The sequence below is a fragment of the Desulfofarcimen acetoxidans DSM 771 genome, from assembly GCF_000024205.1.
Taxonomy (GTDB): domain Bacteria; phylum Bacillota; class Desulfotomaculia; order Desulfotomaculales; family Desulfofarciminaceae; genus Desulfofarcimen; species Desulfofarcimen acetoxidans.
Genome location: NC_013216.1, coordinates 917,340 through 934,934 on the forward strand (window position 1 = coordinate 917,340; position 17,595 = coordinate 934,934).

A 17,595-nucleotide genomic window follows, 5' to 3' on the forward strand; every position below is an offset into this window, starting at 1 on the left:
GAGTACGGTTTTTTATTTTGCGCTGGATGGAAGTGATTGTATATTATGATAAAACCTGGTTACGAGGAATATCTCAGACTGAGTGCTGATTATAACCTGATACCTGTATATACAGATTGTGAAGCGGATACTGAAACGCCCAACACGGTTTATTTAAAGACAGTCGGTGATGGCCATGGCTGCCTGCTGGAAAGCGTAAACGGTGGGGAGAATGTGGGGAGGCACTCCTTTATCTGCCTGAAGCCCTTTTTGACTTACAGGGGATCTAATACGGAAGGTGAACTGACCTATCCCGGCGGATTGAAAAAAGCTGTTGTTGGTTCACCCCATAAGGTGTTGCAGGGCCTGATGGACAGTTATAGAATTCCTTCCTTTCCTGAACTGATCGAATTTTCCGGCGGGGCGGTTGGCTATATAGGCTATGATGTTGTGCGTTCCGTCGAGGAGTTGCCTGAGCTGTTGCCGGAAGACGATTCATTGCCTTTGTGTATGATGTTTTTTCCTTCGGTGATTTTATGCTACGACCATGTTTGCCGCAGTATGAAAATTGTAGCCAATGTTCCGGTAGGTGATGACCCGGCACAGTCATATGAGCAGTCTCTGGAGCTAATTAAGGCTGTGAAGCAGGATTTGCAGAAACCGCTGGTTTTACCGGGGGATAATTTCGAGCAGGAAAAGCGGTCACCCGCCGCCGGTCTTGAGGAGATAGTATCTGAGCCGGGCAAAGAATTATTTATGGAGATGGTAGAACAGGCTCTGGAATATATCAGAGCCGGGGATATCATTCAAGTTGTTTTATCCCGCCGCTATTCAACGCCGCAGAGGGAGGAGCCTTTCAGTATCTTTAGAAAGCTGCGTCGTTTAAACCCTTCGCCTTATATGTACTTTATGGATTTCGGTGATCCTGTGGTGGTAGGGTCTTCGCCTGAGATGTTGGTTAAGGTGCATAACGGCCAGGTCCTCACTCATCCCATTGCCGGAACCAGACCGAGAGGCAAGAACGGTGCTCAGGACAGTGAACTAGCTAAAGATTTATTGGCTGACGAGAAGGAGCGGGCGGAACACCTGATGCTGGTGGATCTGGGACGCAATGACATAGGCAGAGTCAGTTTGCCCGGTACGGTTGAGGTGGCCCGTTTTATGGAAATAGAAAAGTTTTCTCACGTAATGCATATAGTATCTACCGTTCAGGGGAGGCTTTTGCCGGAAAAAACACCTTTGGATGCCTTAATGGCCTGTTTTCCTGCCGGCACAGTCAGCGGGGCGCCTAAAATCAGAGCCATGAGTATTATAGAGGAGTTGGAACCGATGCGGCGCGGTATCTATGCCGGCGCTGTCGGCTATATCGGCTTTAATAACACTATGGATACGGCTATTGCCATCAGAACAATTGTTGTAAATAAAGGCAAATGCTATGTGCAGGCAGGGGCTGGTATTGTTGCCGATTCAGAACCGGAAAAAGAGTATGTGGAAACGCAAAACAAAGCCGGAGCCCTTTTGCGGGTGTTGGGTTATTAGTTTACGAGAAAAGATGAGTTAGGAATAATGAGCCGAGGTGAGCCGAATGATTTTAATGATTGACAATTATGACTCCTTTACCTATAACCTGGTGCAGTATTTTGCCAAACTGGGTGAACGGGTTACAGTAGTGCGCAACGATAAAATAACTCTGACGGAAGTAAAATCTATGAAACCGGAAGGCATAGTCATCTCCCCCGGTCCGGGGAACCCGGACAGTGCCGGTATCTCTCTGGAATTGGTGAAAAACTTTTCCGGCCGTCTGCCCATTTTGGGTGTTTGCCTGGGGCACCAGGTTATCGGGCAGGCTTTTGGCGGCCGGGTTGTGCGGGCGGCCAGGCTGATGCATGGCAAGACCTCTGCTGTGGTTCATGATGGGGAGACAATATTTAATCAAGTGCCTACTCCCTTTACTGCGGTGCGCTACCACTCGCTTTTGGTGGAAAAAGAATCGCTGCCTGATTGCCTGGAGATTACTGCCTGGACGGAGCAGGGAGAGATTATGGGGCTAAGACATAAAGTATACCCGGTGGAAGGAGTTCAGTTCCATCCTGAATCAATGCTTTCGGAATATGGCATGGATATGCTGGCCAATTTTTTAAATATGGTTCAGAAACATAAAGAGTACCGCATCATAGAAAAGGTTGTTTAGCTGAGGGGAGGAGAGCTTAGTGAAAGCTATTTTAGAGAAAGTGATTGCCGGAGAGCCTCTGACTGAGGAAGAGTCCAGTTATGCTATGAACCTGATTATGGAAGGAGAGGCAACTCCGGCTCAAATAGCCGCGCTCTTGACAGCACTGCGTTTAAAAGGCGAGACTGTGGATGAGATAACCGGCTTTGCCAGAGTGATGAGGCAAAAGGCGACTGTAGTGGAAGCCGATTTTCCCATGCTGTTGGATACCTGTGGTACCGGTGGTGACGGTTCCAATACTTTTAATATTTCTACCACGGCTGCCCTGGTGCTGGCCGGCGCCGGTGTTAAGATAGCCAAACACGGCAACCGGGCTGCTACAAGCAAGTGCGGCAGTGCTGATGTGTTAGAGAAACTGGGTGTTAACCTGGAACTGGAGCCTCAGGAAATTACTGATTGCCTTAATAAGGTCGGTATAGGCTTTTTATTCGCACCCGCCCTGCATAAGGCCATGAAGCATGCTATCGGACCGCGTCGTGAATTAGGCTTTCGTACAGTATTCAACGTTCTCGGTCCATTGACTAACCCGGCGGGTGCCAAAGCGCATGTGCTGGGAGTATACAGCAAGGATTTGACAGAAATTATGGCCAGTGTTCTGGCCAGGCTGGGAGTTTTCAGAGCATTTGTAGTTCACGGGGCGGGAGGTCTTGATGAAATGTCCCCGGCCGGGTTGACAGAGGTCAGTGAGGTAAAGGACGGACAGGTTGTTTCCTATCAAATTGATCCTGCGGACTACGGCTTCAGACCGGCTAAAGTCAGCCAATTGGCAGGGGGAACGCCGGAGGAAAACGCTGCTATTACAACCAGTGTGCTGTCCGGGGAAAGAGGCCCTCGTCGGGATGCGGTAGTGTTAAATGCCGCCCTTGGTTTCATGGCGGCAGGCTATGCGGAAGATTTTGCTGCCGGGGTAGACCTGGCGAATAAGAGTATAGACAATGGTTATGCTTTGAAAAAATTAATCGAACTGGTGGAGTTTACATCACAGTATAAAAAGAAGCTGGTGGCAGGTTTATGAGAGAACTTCGGGGTATCCTGAAAGAGATTATAGAGCACAAAATTTTTGAATTGAAGAGTCAAAAAGAGAGAATTACTCCGGCTGAAATGCAGGCGGGAGCGGAAAAAATATCTGCAGCAGCAAAAAAGCGGGCTAAAGCCAAGTCTTTTTATCGGGCGCTGAAAAAGCCGGGTGAAATGTCTATCATTGCCGAGGTTAAAAGAAAGTCTCCTTCCAGGGGGTTGTTAAGAGCTGATTTCAACCCGGCAGAGATAATCAAATCCTATACTGACGCAGGAGCTTCAGCCCTGTCAATTTTGACTGACGAAAAGTTTTTCGGCGGCAGTTCTCAATACTTAAAGCTCGGTGCGGAGATAACACACTTGCCTCTGCTGAGAAAAGACTTTATTATAGATGAGTATCAAATATATGAAGCGGCTGTTCTGGGTGCTTACTCCGTTCTTTTAATAGCCAGGGTACTTCACCCTAAAACCTTAAAAAGATTTTATGCTCTGGCAAAAGAACTGGGTTTGGATGCCCTGGTAGAAATCCATGGAGAAGCGGAATTGACTGCGGTTCTGGAAGCGGGGGTCAGGATCGTGGGTATAAATAACCGCAATCTGGAGACTTTTCAAACCGATATCAATCACACCCTGCGTATGAGAGAAAAAATTACGGTTCCGGAGATTGTAGTGGTCAGTGAAAGCGGTATTAAAACTTATGCTGACATACTGACCTTGAAATCAGCGGGTGTGGACGCCGTTCTGGTAGGAGAGAGCTTTATGGTTCATCCTGATGTAGGTGCTGCTGTAAGAGAACTGAGGGGTGCATAAAATGCCTGGAACAGTGCGGGTTAAAATCTGCGGCATAATGAGCGAGGAAATAGCAGGGGCGGCAGTAGCCGCCGGAGCCGATGCACTGGGCTTTGTCTTTGCTCAGAGCAGGCGCCGTGTAACTGCGGAAAGGGCCAGACAAATCATTGCCACAGTACCTCCTTTTATCAGCCGGGCAGGTGTTTTTGTTGATTCCTCCCCGCAAGAAGTGTTGGATATTGTTAACTACTGCGGGTTGGACTCTGTGCAGCTGCACGGTGAAGAAGACCTGGCTGAGTACAAGGCTTTACTGCACCGGACGGTTAAAGTTATTCTTTCCTGCCGGGTCAAGGGTGAGGAGTCGGTAAGCGGTGTGCTTAAATCAGCGGCAGATGCTTATTTGTTTGACACCTATAAGAAGGGTATGCCCGGTGGGACAGGTGAGGTTTTTGACTGGCGGATTTTAAAGAGCTTCACTTTTCCGGCACCGGTGATACTTTCCGGCGGCTTAAATACGGAAAACGTGGCGATGGCAGTCGAGACTGTAAAGCCCTTTGCCGTGGATGTTTCCAGCGGTGTGGAGACTGACGGTGTAAAAGATGTAGAAAAAATAAAAACCTTTATTAAACAGGCGAAAGGAGTCCATATAAATGATTGAGAAGAGATTAGCTGAGCTGAGAAAAAACGGTGAGAAAGCGTTGATTCCCTTTGTTACGGCAGGGGACCCCGATCTGCCAACTACAGTTAAGCTGGTTCTGTCTATGGCGGAAGCGGGCGCTGATGTGATTGAACTGGGAGTGCCTTTTACCGATCCGGTAGCTGACGGACCGGCTATTCAAAAAGCCTCTTTGCGTTCCCTGGCCGGGGGTACCAATCTGGCCGGTATTCTTGATTCGGTCAGGGAAATCAGGCAAAAATCTGATATACCGCTGGTGCTTATGACTTATTACAACCCGGTTTTCAGGTTTGGTATAGATAAATTTGTCGCCGAGGCGGCAGAGGCGGGAGTGAACGGCCTGATCATGCCGGATGTGCCCCTGGAGGAATCAGGACCTCTGGCAAAACCGGCCAGAGAAAAGGGTATTGACTTGATTCCCCTAGTAGCTCCCAACAGTCCGGAAGAGAGAATTAAGAAAATCACAGCCGAAGCAGGCGGGTTTATTTATTGTGTATCTTCTCTGGGTGTTACCGGGGTGCGCAAATCTATCAAGACTGACATAGCCAATTTTATCAGCCGTGTTAAAAAGTATACGGAGCTATCCGTAGCAGTGGGTTTTGGCATTTCCGGACCGGCTCAGGCGGCTGAAATGGCTGCCTATTGCGATGCGGTTATTGTGGGCAGTGCCCTGGTCAACTTGATTGAAGCTAATGCTGCTTCCGCTGAACTGGCGGAAATACTGGCCGGAAAAGTTCGCGAGTTGAAAGCTGCCATCAGCCGGAAGGAGGGTGAGGCAGTTGCCGCAGTGTAAGCTTTACAGCAGGGAGCACCAGAAAGATTCTACGGTTGTAAAAGTAGGGGATGTCAGCATAGGTGACGGTACGGTGGTTGTCATTGCCGGCCCCTGTTCGGTGGAAAACCGGGAACAGTTAGTCGGTCTGTCTGTACAGATTAAAGAAATGGGCGTTAATGTTTTGCGCGGCGGCGCTTTTAAGCCGAGAACATCCCCTTATGATTTTCAGGGTTTGGGTTTGGAAGGTTTGAAAATATTGGCTGAGGCCAGAGAAGCCTCGGGACTGCCGGTAATAACGGAAGTTATGGATATACGGCAAATGGATCTAGTTTGCCGTTATGCGGATATTATCCAAATCGGCAGCCGCAACATGCAGAATACTCCGCTCTTGAGGGAAGCAGGCAAAACCGATAAACCGGTAATGTTAAAACGCGGTTTATCCTCTACGCTGGAGGAATGGCTGCTGGCTGCCGAGTATATATTGATGAACGGCAACAAGCAGGTGATATTATGCGAACGTGGCATTCGCAGCTTTGAAACCTATACCCGCAATACCTTTGATATAAACGCTATACCGGCTATTAAGCATCTCTCCCACCTGCCTCTGATTGCCGATCCCAGCCACGGAACAGGCCGCAGGGAGTTAGTAGGCCCGGTAGCCACAGCAGCCCTGGCGGCAGGCGCGGATGGCATAATGATTGAGGTTCACCCTGATCCGTCAAAAGCTCTGTCGGACGGCGCCCAGTCATTAAGGCCGCAGGAGTTTAAGGATATGATGAACGGGTTGCGCAATTTTCGGTTATTGTTTGATAAAAAAGTATCTGCTTAATAATGGACCGTGGTATCAGTTTAACTGGTGCCGCGGTTTTTTTATTTGAGGCGGTTTTATATTATATTGTTTGTGCTATTACCTAATAAGTTAAAAATTATGAATTTCCTAATGAAATAGCATTGACATATTGAGATTGATATATTATTATAATAAAAATTAACAATAGGTTTAAATAATCTGTATTTAATCTAAGACATAATGTAATGTAAATATTGTTAATTTTTATTATTAATCTAACCATCCTGGAATTTTGAGTTTGGTATCAATAATTTTAGAGGTAGGTGTGAAGATGCGAATTAAAGTTGATATAGAAACCGGATCTATGGAACTGCCAATTGATTACAGAAGAAAATTTTTATCTTATATTAAAAGTGCTTTTGAAGATTACAATCAGGAATTATACACGGAACTCTACGAAATGGGCAGTTCACCCAAATCCTTTTGTTTTAGTATTTATTTTTTACCGGAGGTGGAAATAGGTAAGGAGGAGATCATCCTGCGTAGCAAACGCTTTACTGCCTGGTTTACGACTCCTGATATTTTAATGGGGGTACACCTGATCAATGCTTTAATGGCTCGTCGCAATAAGTGGTTCCCCCTGGCGGATTGCGATAATAAGCTGCGCACTCTGTCAATTAACAATGTTCAGGAGCGACCTATTACCGCTAATACCGCACTCTTTAGAATTCTCTCACCAATAGTTATTAGGGACCACGACAATAAAGAAATGAAAAAGGATTGGTACTATACCTATGAAGATAGTGAATTTGAAATTATTTGGAAGCGAAACCTAAAGGCAGAACTGAAAAACAAGTTTGGCCGGGATGTTAGCAGCGATATTAATGAACTGCAAATCAAGCCCATTAAGCTGAGAAAAACGGTGGTAAGAAATTATGACATTTATATACCCTGCACTATCGGAAATTTCATTTTAGAGGGGGAAAGGTATTTGTTGGAATATATTTATAAGGCAGGAATTGGCAGCCGGCGGTCCTTGGGTTTCGGCTGCCTTGATATAGTGTGAGGAGGGATGAGAATGAAAAGTGATAAAATACGCCTTACACTTGGTGATTGGCAGTGGAATGCATCCGTTATCGGCTTCATTAACATTGTGGGGGAGGAAAATGTTTGCCATATTGAAGCGGATACGGTTGAATTTTGGCCGGAAGCTCTTGATGGGTTTGAAAACAAATATTTTGCATATTTTATCAACACCTATGAAAAAACTCTATCATGGTACAAAATTGTTAACTTTCAGGACAGGCTTAACACATACGAAGAAAACAATTTTGAGGAATTTGACCTAAAGGCTTTAGAATTTTTGAATGTATATATAAAAGATGTAAAGCGCTACATCAAAAGTAATAGCTATAAGGCGGCATATGAGTTGATAGATTCAGAAGTTGAACTGCTTTCCTTTGAAAAACAGCTTATCACCATTAAAGAGCCGAAAAATCAACAGAGATTTGATGTGGACAAGTCCGAAATTGTTAATGAAGTTAAGCGAAGATTTCTCCTTTTGCAGCAGATTATTAATTACTGTGCAAGTTCTGAAGGAAGAAGGTACATCGGTGCTAAAAATGCCATTTACAATATTATTAATAATGCCTGGAATGGTGTGAGTTTTCTTAATTCACAGACAAAGGAAAAGAATATCTATTCTGATTACAAAAGCTATTTTGTTGATACGGCTACCGGTTATCTACAAAGTGAAAAAGGCAAATATAAATATAATTGCTTTGTCTGCGATGCTCCAATAAAGGATATGAGCAATGATTTAAGTTTCCTGAATGCAACGGGCTTTGATGTTGCAAGAAAGTCTTCTCATGTATGGAACTTTCAAAATGACATAACCATTTGCCCTCTGTGTAAATTAATATACTCCTGTTTGCCTGCGGGGATTATCTACACTTACAACAGGGGGATTTATATCAATCAAACTATCAAACTAAAAGATGCCGTACGGATAAATAATAAAATCAAAAGCAGAATATTGCGTTCACAAGATGGTAGTATGCGCCCTATATACCATGCATTAGTTAGTGTATTGCATGAGCAGGAAAATGACTCTGCCAAATATGAGCTTGCTGATGTACAGGTAGTGCGTTATGAGAATGAAAGCTACCGCTTTAACATTTTGGCCAAACCAATGTTGCAGATAATAGTAAATTCTAAGAAAGAATTAGACAGTCTGATAAGAGTGAATTTTATTGAAAACGGCAGAAATATCAATGTTTACGATGAGGTCATTGGACGAATTTTCAATAATCAAAACTTGTTTACTCTTATACACAAAATGCTGTACGGCAAGCTTTCCGATGCATCAAAATGCTATTTTAACGGGTCGCATGTTAGAAATGTGTTAATAATCAACCAATTAATATGTAGTCGTTTGGGAGGGATGAAGATGGATAATACCTATCTAGTTAAAAAATCAAGAGAAGCGGGAGAGTCGCTGCGCAATAAATATTTCAATAAAGATTCGAATCATAAGCTGGCAGGAATTTGTTACCGGCTGCTCAACGCACTGAAAACCACTAATGAAAACATGTTTATGGATGTGACACTTAATTGTTATCTTTATGTGAATAGTCAAGTTCCAAAGGTTATTACAGATGCTTTGGGTAGGGGAAAGGACTTTAGTACAATGGGCTATGCCTTTGTGTCAGGACTGATAGACGGGCAAGACGGAAGCGGTAATAAGGAGAAAAAGGCTGAGGGGGAATAACTTATGAAAATAAAAGGACTAACCATAACTATTATATTTCAGGCGGAGAGTGCCAATTATGGTGAAAGTGTTGGTAATGTTGCCTCACTTAAGAAAATTTCCAGGGGACAGGGAGATCAGTACACCTATATTTCCAGGCAAGCCCTGCGCTATAACATAACTGAGCAATTGGGAGAGGACCTAGCCCCGGTAAAGGCGGAAGGTAGTGGCGATAAAAAAGTTGTACAGTTTAGCGAGGAAGCAACTATTGATAAGTATCCTGAGATTGATTTTTTTGGCTATTTGAAAACCGAAAAAGGTACTGCTGGGAAAAAGCGCAGTGCTAAAGTGCGTCTTTCCAATGCCATTTCCTTAGAAAGTTTTAAAGGAGATCTGGACTTTCTAACTAATAAAGGTCAGGCGGATAAAATTAAGGAAAATATGAATATAGCCCAGGCAGAAATCCACCGTTCTTATTATCGATATACTATTGCTGCAGATTTAGAGCAAATAGGTGAGGATAAGGAATATGGCATTATCCTTGAAAATGGAGAGCGTGCCCGCAGGGTGAAGCGTTTACTGGACACGGTTGCTTTCCTGTATAGGGATATTCGCGGCCGCAGGGAGGATTTAAAACCGCTTTTTGCTATCGGTGGTGTTTATGATATTAAAAATCCTGTATTTCAAAATGTTGTAAATGCTAAGAACAATTGCATTGACGTAGCCGAGATTAAAGGCGTTTTATACGACAGCATCAAGCCTGACACCTTTTGTGGGGTAGTAGATAGAAGCTTTGACAACACAAACGAGTTGAAAGAACAGCTTCACGCATTGTCAATGCCTGAGTTTTTCACCTTATTGAAGCAAAAGGTGGATATGTATTATGAAAGCAATTAGATTACGCTTATGGCAGGATATGGTTAACTACAAAAAGCCCACCAGCTTTCAACTAAAGGAAACTTATCCCTTGCCTCCGTATTCGACTATTATCGGCATGGTACACAGCCTTTGTGGCTATGAAGAATATAAGTCCATGAAGGTAAGTGTGCAGGGAAAATACTTTTCCAAAGTCAATGATTTGTATACCCGTTATGAATTTAAAAACGCTATGAAATACGAGTTAGCCAGACATCAAATTCAAGTGGGCGAATATGGTATTTGTCAAGGGGTTGCCACGGCAGAACTCCTCGTGGATGTGGAACTGCTGATCCACATTGCCCCTGAGGATCAAACACTGGTGGATGAAATCTATGATGCTTTTATACGACCGAGGGAATACCCTTCACTTGGGCGCAGGGAGGACATTCTAACTATAGAGGAAGTGAAGCTGGTTACCTTAACCGAAACAGAATTGGAGCAACAGATAAAGTCTCTTGACGGCTATTATGCCTATATCCCATATGAGATGGTGCGGGATGAAAGAGTTAATTTGACAAATAATGTAACGGGAGTAACCTATACAGGTACAAGATACAAGCTAACCAAAAATTATGAACTAGTAAACTATGGCAGTAAGAAAGTTCCGAAACTCTTTAGACGGTGGAATAAAGTCGATGTAGTGTATGCCAGTGTAACGGCTTTGGCCGAGGAAACCTTTATGATTGATGAGGATAATTTTGTGGCCTTTATGGTATAGGAGGTTTTTCTTTGGATGAAAATGCATTAGCAAAATCAGCACCTAAGGAGGATATACAAACCCATACAGACAACCTGTTAAAGAATGTGAATTTATTAAAAGAATTATACCCCAATCTAAAAGTAGATTGGGGTCTGCTGCATTGGGCTTGTGTCTATCACGATTTAGGTAAGCTGCATTTTAAATTTCAGGATCGTATTAAAGGGATTAAACATCACCCGGGTGAAATACCCCATGGTCTTTTGAGCCTGGCCATGATTGATCACAAAGCTCTCAAGAATATGGGGTATGACAGAAATGCGATTAAACTTTTATATCAAGCTGTTGCCTATCATCACGACCGGAAAATGCCATTCCAAAATGAAGAGATTGAAAAAGAGTTTGCAGGCTTGTATCCTAATTTTGCAAGCTTTGAATATGATAAGCTTCCAGAAAAATTGAAGATAGCGACTGAAATTAACCAGCGTTATTTTAGTGTAAACAAGAGATTTTATGAGGAACGTGACAAAGATCTGTTTTTTGAATTCATTATGCTGGAGGGACTGCTTAACCGCATGGATTATGCCGCCAGTGCAGGTATTCCGGTGGAGACTCCAAACGATTTCTTATCTGCTTCAATGGATGAGTTAATGTGTAGTTGGCAAGAAGTGGACGAGAATACCAATTGGAATGATTTGCAGATATATATGAGAAACAAGCCTGACAAAAACCTCATTGTAATTGCACAAACCGGTATGGGTAAAACAGAAGCGGGACTTTTATGGCTAGGCAACGCCAAGGGCTTTTTCACTTTGCCCCTTAAAAGTGCTATCAATGCTATTTACAAGCGGATATCAGAAAAAATAGTTCGTGAGAAAATGGATGAGAGGGTGGGGTTGCTTCATTCGGATACTTATATCAAATATCTTGAACAAGGAGAAAAGGATGAGAGTATATCCCTTGATACCTATTATACAAAAACAAGACAGTTGTCCCTGCCCTTGACCATCTGTACCTTAGACCAGCTATTTAATTTTGTTTTTCGCTACAGGGGTTTTGAGCAGAAACTGGCGACATTATCTTATTCCAAGGTTATCATTGATGAAGTGCAGATGTATTCTCCCGAATTAATAGCCTATCTTGTGCTCGGATTGCACTATATCACCCGTATGGAGGGGAAATTTGCCATTTTGACAGCAACATTGCCGACTTTATTTTTAGACCTGCTGCGGGAACAGGATATTATATTTGAACCGGCCCAAATATTCACAAATGATATAATCCGCCATAGTCTAAAGGTACTGGACGAGGATATTAACTCTAAGGATATTGTGGATATTAGTAAGCAATATGGCGGTAAGAAAATTCTTGTTATCTGCAACACTATTAAAAGTGCGCTTAAATTATATCATCAACTTGCTCAAGTGGCGGGTAAGCAGCAGGTTTGGCTCCTGCATAGTCACTTTACAAAAGAAGATCGATCTATCAAAGAAAGTCATATAATGGAAATGGGGAAAAGGGAAAATACTCAGTGCGGTATTTGGGTTGCTACACAAATTGTAGAGGCATCTCTGGATATTGATTTTGATCTGTTGTTTACTGAACTATCCGACCTAAACGGCTTATTCCAACGTATGGGAAGGTGTTATAGAAATAGGATTTTAGACATGGAATATAACTGCTTTGTATTTACCGGTGGCAATAAACGATGCAGCGGTGTGGGAGCGTTTATTGATAAAAAAGTTCATAATTGTTCAAAGGAGTCCCTTGTAGGTATTGATGGAATTATTACTGAAGGGCAAAAAATTGCTATGGTTGAGGAACTTTACACAAAGGAAAAACTGTCTGATTATTATCGTAACATTAAAGAAAATATTGATTATGTAAAAAGCATTAATGAATATGAGTTTAGCAAAACAGATGTAAATAACAAGTTTCGCAGTATTGATACGGTAAGTGTTATCCCACGTGGCGTTTATAATAAGTATCCAGTAGAAATCAATGAGGCTATAAATATACTGAAAGCAGATTATAGTGGCGTTGATAAAAGTGAAGCGAGGGTGCACAGGGCAAGTGCAAGACGTATTATCGCTGAGCAAACCGTAGATATCCCCTTTTATTTGGCTCAAAAAATAATACTTAAAAAAATATATATTAACGCATATGAACAATTGTCTATTGCTGAGTGCGAATATAACAGTCAGGAGGGAATTATTAAGCCGGACATGAAGACAGGGGGCGAAGACTTTTCATCACATTCGTTTTAAAAAGGACATAAACACAAGGGGACGATTATGTGCATATTACCGGAACCATGTTCTATTATTATTTTGTTTGTCACCGGAAGTTATGGTGCTTTTACAATTATATCAACTATGAGAATGAAAGCGAAAAGGTGATATTAGGCAAGTTAATTGATGAAAGTGCATATGGCAGAGAACATAAACATATTATGATTGACCAAACCGTCAATGTTGATTTTATTAAGGATTGGCAAGTGCTTCATGAGATTAAAAAGAGCAGAAGTATTGAGGAAGCCTCTATTTGGCAGGTAAAATACTATTTGTATTTCCTGAATCAAAGGGGGATAAAAATCGAAAAGGGAATTCTTGATTACCCTAAAATAAAAAAGCGCAGAGAGGTTGTCTTACAAGAGGGTGATTCGGAAAAAATTGAGGAGATACTTATAAGCATAGAAAAAATCCTCCTACAAGAAAAAATGCCCCCACCCATTGAATCTAAAATTTGTAAAAGCTGTGCTTACTATGAATACTGCTATATTTGAGGAGATATGACATGGCTGAAAGTTTCTACTTATTTTCAAATGGAGAGTTGCAAAGAAAGGATAACGTGCTTAGGATTACTGCTTCGGATGGGCGATACAAGGATATTAAGGTGGAGATGACACAAGATATTTATCTGTTTGGGGAGGTTGATTTAAATACAAAGTGTTTGAATTATGCGGGTCAATTATCCATCCCAATTCACATATTCAATTATTATGGCTCATATACAGGCAGCTTTTATCCTAAGGAAAAAAATGTTTCGGGTAAGCTGCTTATCGAACAGGTCAACCATTATACGGATAAGTATAAGCGGCTGGAAATAGCCAAGGCATTTATTGAAGCGGCTAGTTATAATATTTTGCGGAACTTACGTTATTACAGTGAGAGAGGCAGAGATCTGCAGGCATGCATGACAGAAATCAAAGGATTAAGGAAGGTTATTCCCCGGACAGAGGACATTAATGAATTAATGGGAATAGAGGGATGTATTAGGCAAGCCTATTATAATAGCTGGAAAGATATTATCAATCAAGAGGTTGATTTTGAAAAGAGGGTGAAACGCCCGCCCGATAACATGATTAATGCGCTCATATCCTTTGTAAATTCACTGATATATGCAACCTGTTTGACGGAAATATATAAGACTCAGTTACATCCAACTGTAAGCTATCTCCATAGTGCTGGGGAAAGAAGATTTTCTTTATGTTTGGATATTTCAGAAATCTTCAAACCGCTAATAGGTGATCGGTTAATTTTTTCTATGCTGAACAAGAATATGCTCACTGAAAAGGACTTTGAAAGCCAATCTAATTTCTGCTATTTGAAGGATAATGGACGTAAGCGGTTGCTTCAGAAGTATGACGAAGATTTGAAGCGTACTATTCGGCATAAGGTTCTAAATAAAAACGTATCTTATCGATATTTAATCCGGCTTGAGTGTTATAAACTAATTAAGCATCTAATGAGTGATAAAAAATATGAAGGATTTACAATTTGGTGGTGATTATGTACATTATATTAGTATACGATATCGAGATGGATGAGGGTGGAGCGAAAGCATCAAGAAGAGTTTTCAAAACCTGTAAAAAGTATCTTACTCATATACAAAAATCAGTATTTGAGGGCGATATTACACCATCCTTGCTGCAAAAGTTACGAATAGAGCTAGACAAGTTTATTAGAAAGGATAGGGATTCGGTATTAGTATTTAAAAGTAGAGAAGAGCGTTGGCTTCAAAAAGAATTTTGGGGAAAAGAAGATGATAAAACATCAAATTTCTTTTAGTTACAATACATTTAAAAAATTGCAATAAATTATTGCTATATAGAAACGATTAATAAAGTAATGGTAATTTTTACTCCTATCCTGTAAAATAGAATCAAGTGTGAGGAGGGGTATTATTACCATGAGGAAATTGCATTTAAACAATCCACAAAATTTAACCATTGAGGATTTGAATAAGATAAAAAGAGAAACACCATATAAACTAAGATGCAGAGTTCAAGCTGTTATTCTTGTCATGAAAGGGAGACAAGCAAAGCAGATTGCCGAATATCTTGATATAAGTGAACAAACCATAAGAAAATACGTTGCTTACTTTAATGAAGGTGGAGTTGAAAAACTGCTTCATGTATCAAAAAAACCGGGAAGACCGCCAAGGCTAACCAGTGAACAAAAAGAAGAGGTCAAAGAGGTACTGAAACAATCACCATCAGAGGTTGGTTTTAGTACCCATACTACTTGGAATTGTAAAACCCTCGCTGCTTACATTCATGATACATACGGCGTTAAATATACATCAGATGGTGTTTGGCGCATGCTTCTTAAGATGGATTTTCGTTATAATCGTCCCACTTATGTATTAGCCAAAGCTGATCCGGAAAAACAAAAAGCTTTTCAAGATGAGCTGGAAGAGTTAAAAAAATCTCACTGAATGTGAAATACTCCTATATGTGGATGCATCTCATATTAGGGACTATCAAGGTTTACAACGAGCATGGTTCCCAAAAGGTGAGCAAAAAAAGATTAAGACCTATGGACACCATGCAAAAGTTACATTATACGGTGCTTTAAACTACCATACGGGTAAAGTTTTTTGTGTAAATTATGACAAAATCGATGCAGAAAAATTCAAAGATTTTCTTAAAAAATTGGTATCACATTTTTTAAAAGATGACATTTCTAAAATTTACATTGTTCTTGATAATGCAAGAGTTCATCATGCAAAATTACTTAAAGACTTTTTAGACGAGCATAAGGATCATCTATTTTTGAAATTTCTTCCACCCTACTCACCCAATCTGAATTGCATAGAAGAGTTATGGAAATGGTTAAAAAATACAGCTATTTATAATCGCTTTCATAAAAATGCTTCAGAAATTCAAAAATCTGTTGACTCGTTTTTAGAGGAAATCAAATGCTGTTCGGAAGATGTGAAAAAGAGACTTTGCGTTTAATTTATAACGATATTTATTATTTCGGTTCTATATATATTTACAATAAGCTGAAATATAGGATTTGATGAATTCTAACGGAGGAATCTAATTATTTTACTAACAAATAGGATAATACTAAAGATATTATTTGTTCAGAAAAAAAATCTGTCGATCTCTGTTAGTGCAAAATACCATATAGATAGACAAGAGCTTAAGTTACGGTGCTTTTTAGAATATATTGCTTCAGATTTTATAAAATTAGGTGTAGAATAAACTCATGTGAATAGCAATCGACAATAATTATCTTTTCGTGTTTAATATTTAAGCACACCAACCTTGAGGGGTGATCTAATTTAGCCATAGTGGAATGTAAATGCACTTTTATATACACCTCTATGCCCCACTATTTCAAGATCTAATTTAGCCATAGTGGAATGTAAATTGGTTCCGTCAATATCTATTTGTAGAACATAGACGGATCTAATTTAGCCATAGTGGAATGTAAATCGTCCATAATGCTTTCAAGAGACTCGCGCATAGCGATCTAATTTAGCCATAGTGGAATGTAAATCCCGAACTGCTAAGTCCTGCAGCAACAGCAGATCAAGATCTAATTTAGCCATAGTGGAATGTAAATCCTATATTCCGGGGCCGATGTGGCAGCCTGCTGCGTGATCTAATTTAGCCATAGTGGAATGTAAATGCGACTAATGCGTAACAATTCGGCAGCTTCGTCAGGGATCTAATTTAGCCATAGTGGAATGTAAATAGTATTGACACTAATAACACGGTTCATGTCAGCGGCGATCTAATTTAGCCATAGTGGAATGTAAATTTTTGCACCTCCTATATATACCCCGACAACTCGTAAGATCTAATTTAGCCATAGTGGAATGTAAATCCTAATTCTACGTATGATTCAACTGTTCCGACAACTGTGATCTAATTTAGCCATAGTGGAATGTAAATACTTCAGAGAATAAAGCACCTTTGGCGATTTGTTCAGATCTAATTTAGCCATAGTGGAATGTAAATGTATTTAGTGCAGCCTCTACCTGACTTAGCACGATACGATCTAATTTAGCCATAGTGGAATGTAAATAAGTATAATTGGAACGCTCTATACGAGGAATATAACTGATCTAATTTAGCCATAGTGGAATGTAAATCAAGTACCTCTCCTCGCGGGCTTCCCGGCCCGCTCGTGATCTAATTTAGCCATAGTGGAATGTAAATTAAATATGGACGAAGGGCAAGGAGAACCGTCAAGCGGATCTAATTTAGCCATAGTGGAATGTAAATTTCCAGGTCAGTGCGAAGCCACCAGCCATAAAACAGGGATCTAATTTAGCCATAGTGGAATGTAAATTGAGTATAAGGTCCGGAAATATATTTCATTACACAGATCTAATTTAGCCATAGTGGAATGTAAATGATACTTTTCTGGACTGCTGCTGAAAACCATAAAAAGTGATCTAATTTAGCCATAGTGGAATGTAAATGTAAGCATTGATGTGGGTTCGAGTCCTGCGCCCGGCGTGATCTAATTTAGCCATAGTGGAATGTAAATTATTTAAATACTGATATTGAGGAGTTAGCGGGGCTGTGATCTAATTTAGCCATAGTGGAATGTAAATACCTTTGTAGGATTGCGTTTGCGGGAGGCAAGAGAGTGATCTAATTTAGCCATAGTGGAATGTAAATTCCGGGGCTTTGGATAGCATGGTTGCTTTGGCCTAGATCTAATTTAGCCA

Annotated in this window: 17 protein-coding genes and 1 CRISPR repeat array (1 of these 18 cut by a window edge); all 17 genes read left to right on the forward strand. The window is 41.0% G+C overall.

The features are described from left to right. The first annotated feature begins 45 nt into the window (after nucleotides 1–45). The 17 genes from trpE (at nucleotide 46) to DTOX_RS24705 (ending at nucleotide 15,862) form a co-directional block, all read left to right on the forward strand. Nucleotides 46–1,518 carry an anthranilate synthase component I gene (gene trpE / locus DTOX_RS04360; RefSeq protein ID WP_042316699.1) on the forward strand — a complete coding sequence of 491 codons (1,473 nt, stop codon included), beginning with the start codon at nucleotides 46–48 and terminating at the stop codon, nucleotides 1,516–1,518. Between the two features lie 46 nt (nucleotides 1,519–1,564). Next, nucleotides 1,565–2,170 carry an anthranilate synthase component II gene (locus DTOX_RS04365; protein WP_015756517.1) on the forward strand — a complete coding sequence of 202 codons (606 nt, stop codon included), beginning with the start codon at nucleotides 1,565–1,567 and terminating at the stop codon, nucleotides 2,168–2,170. A gap of 19 nt (nucleotides 2,171–2,189) precedes the next feature. Next, nucleotides 2,190–3,224 carry an anthranilate phosphoribosyltransferase gene (trpD, locus tag DTOX_RS04370; protein ID WP_015756518.1) on the forward strand — a complete coding sequence of 345 codons (1,035 nt, stop codon included), beginning with the start codon at nucleotides 2,190–2,192 and terminating at the stop codon, nucleotides 3,222–3,224. Further along, complete coding sequence (gene trpC, locus DTOX_RS04375; RefSeq protein ID WP_015756519.1) at nucleotides 3,221–4,036, forward strand: indole-3-glycerol phosphate synthase TrpC; 816 nt, start codon at nucleotides 3,221–3,223, stop codon at nucleotides 4,034–4,036. The genes trpD and trpC overlap by 4 nt, the downstream gene beginning before the upstream one ends. 1 nt (nucleotide 4,037) lies before the next feature. Continuing rightward, entirely contained in the window at nucleotides 4,038–4,673 is a 636-nt protein-coding gene (locus DTOX_RS04380) for a phosphoribosylanthranilate isomerase (protein ID WP_015756520.1), read from the forward strand. Next, complete coding sequence (gene trpA / locus DTOX_RS04385; protein ID WP_015756521.1) at nucleotides 4,666–5,484, forward strand: tryptophan synthase subunit alpha; 819 nt, start codon at nucleotides 4,666–4,668, stop codon at nucleotides 5,482–5,484. The genes DTOX_RS04380 and trpA overlap by 8 nt, the downstream gene beginning before the upstream one ends. After that, complete coding sequence (gene aroF, locus DTOX_RS04390; protein WP_015756522.1) at nucleotides 5,471–6,295, forward strand: 3-deoxy-7-phosphoheptulonate synthase; 825 nt, start codon at nucleotides 5,471–5,473, stop codon at nucleotides 6,293–6,295. The genes trpA and aroF overlap by 14 nt, the downstream gene beginning before the upstream one ends. A gap of 292 nt (nucleotides 6,296–6,587) precedes the next feature. Continuing rightward, nucleotides 6,588–7,322, forward strand: coding sequence for a CRISPR-associated endoribonuclease Cas6 (gene cas6, locus DTOX_RS04395; protein WP_042315396.1), 735 nt, complete (start codon nucleotides 6,588–6,590; stop codon nucleotides 7,320–7,322). Nucleotides 7,323–7,334: 12 nt separating this feature from the next. Continuing rightward, nucleotides 7,335–9,026 carry a type I-B CRISPR-associated protein Cas8b1/Cst1 gene (gene cas8a1, locus DTOX_RS04400; RefSeq protein ID WP_015756524.1) on the forward strand — a complete coding sequence of 564 codons (1,692 nt, stop codon included), beginning with the start codon at nucleotides 7,335–7,337 and terminating at the stop codon, nucleotides 9,024–9,026. A gap of 3 nt (nucleotides 9,027–9,029) precedes the next feature. Continuing rightward, nucleotides 9,030–9,902, forward strand: coding sequence for a type I-B CRISPR-associated protein Cas7/Cst2/DevR (gene cas7i, locus DTOX_RS04405; protein ID WP_015756525.1), 873 nt, complete (start codon nucleotides 9,030–9,032; stop codon nucleotides 9,900–9,902). Next, on the forward strand, nucleotides 9,889–10,641 hold the full coding sequence (gene cas5b / locus DTOX_RS04410; protein ID WP_015756526.1) for a type I-B CRISPR-associated protein Cas5b: 753 nt from the start codon (nucleotides 9,889–9,891) through the stop codon (nucleotides 10,639–10,641). Before cas7i ends, cas5b begins: the two co-directional genes overlap by 14 nt. An 11-nt stretch (nucleotides 10,642–10,652) precedes the next feature. Next, nucleotides 10,653–12,887 (forward strand): CRISPR-associated helicase/endonuclease Cas3, encoded by a 2,235-nt coding sequence (locus DTOX_RS04415; protein ID WP_015756527.1) that lies wholly within the window; start codon nucleotides 10,653–10,655, stop codon nucleotides 12,885–12,887. Nucleotides 12,888–12,916: 29 nt separating this feature from the next. Next, complete coding sequence (gene cas4, locus DTOX_RS04420; protein ID WP_015756528.1) at nucleotides 12,917–13,405, forward strand: CRISPR-associated protein Cas4; 489 nt, start codon at nucleotides 12,917–12,919, stop codon at nucleotides 13,403–13,405. Nucleotides 13,406–13,416: 11 nt separating this feature from the next. Then, complete coding sequence (gene cas1b / locus DTOX_RS04425; protein WP_015756529.1) at nucleotides 13,417–14,409, forward strand: type I-B CRISPR-associated endonuclease Cas1b; 993 nt, start codon at nucleotides 13,417–13,419, stop codon at nucleotides 14,407–14,409. Between the two features lie 2 nt (nucleotides 14,410–14,411). After that, nucleotides 14,412–14,690 (forward strand): CRISPR-associated endonuclease Cas2, encoded by a 279-nt coding sequence (gene cas2, locus DTOX_RS04430; protein ID WP_015756530.1) that lies wholly within the window; start codon nucleotides 14,412–14,414, stop codon nucleotides 14,688–14,690. A 121-nt stretch (nucleotides 14,691–14,811) separates the two neighbouring features. Next, nucleotides 14,812–15,339 (forward strand): IS630 family transposase, encoded by a 528-nt coding sequence (locus DTOX_RS24700; RefSeq protein WP_042315402.1) that lies wholly within the window; start codon nucleotides 14,812–14,814, stop codon nucleotides 15,337–15,339. 19 nt (nucleotides 15,340–15,358) lie between these two features. After that, nucleotides 15,359–15,862, forward strand: a complete 504-nt coding sequence (locus DTOX_RS24705) for an IS630 family transposase (RefSeq protein ID WP_278184569.1) — start codon at nucleotides 15,359–15,361, stop codon at nucleotides 15,860–15,862. Nucleotides 15,863–16,186: 324 nt separating this feature from the next. Continuing rightward, nucleotides 16,187–17,595: direct repeats of the CRISPR family, unit length 30 nt; unit sequence GATCTAATTTAGCCATAGTGGAATGTAAAT; it runs 3,047 nt beyond the window's last position.

Excerpts from the sequence above, each read along its gene's own strand:
- trpE (WP_042316699.1), top strand. The coding sequence starts at position 46 with ATGATAAAACCTGGTTACGAGGAATATCTCAGACTGAGTGCTGATTAT.
- DTOX_RS24700 (WP_042315402.1), top strand. The coding sequence starts at position 14,812 with ATGAGGAAATTGCATTTAAACAATCCACAAAATTTAACCATTGAGGAT.
- DTOX_RS04380 (WP_015756520.1), top strand. The coding sequence starts at position 4,038 with ATGCCTGGAACAGTGCGGGTTAAAATCTGCGGCATAATGAGCGAGGAA.
- trpA (WP_015756521.1), top strand. The coding sequence starts at position 4,666 with ATGATTGAGAAGAGATTAGCTGAGCTGAGAAAAAACGGTGAGAAAGCG.
- cas8a1 (WP_015756524.1), top strand. The coding sequence starts at position 7,335 with ATGAAAAGTGATAAAATACGCCTTACACTTGGTGATTGGCAGTGGAAT.
- cas6 (WP_042315396.1), top strand. The coding sequence starts at position 6,588 with ATGCGAATTAAAGTTGATATAGAAACCGGATCTATGGAACTGCCAATT.
- trpC (WP_015756519.1), top strand. The coding sequence starts at position 3,221 with ATGAGAGAACTTCGGGGTATCCTGAAAGAGATTATAGAGCACAAAATT.
- cas2 (WP_015756530.1), top strand. The coding sequence starts at position 14,412 with ATGTACATTATATTAGTATACGATATCGAGATGGATGAGGGTGGAGCG.
- cas5b (WP_015756526.1), top strand. The coding sequence starts at position 9,889 with ATGAAAGCAATTAGATTACGCTTATGGCAGGATATGGTTAACTACAAA.
- DTOX_RS04365 (WP_015756517.1), top strand. The coding sequence starts at position 1,565 with ATGATTTTAATGATTGACAATTATGACTCCTTTACCTATAACCTGGTG.
- cas7i (WP_015756525.1), top strand. The coding sequence starts at position 9,030 with ATGAAAATAAAAGGACTAACCATAACTATTATATTTCAGGCGGAGAGT.
- cas1b (WP_015756529.1), top strand. The coding sequence starts at position 13,417 with ATGGCTGAAAGTTTCTACTTATTTTCAAATGGAGAGTTGCAAAGAAAG.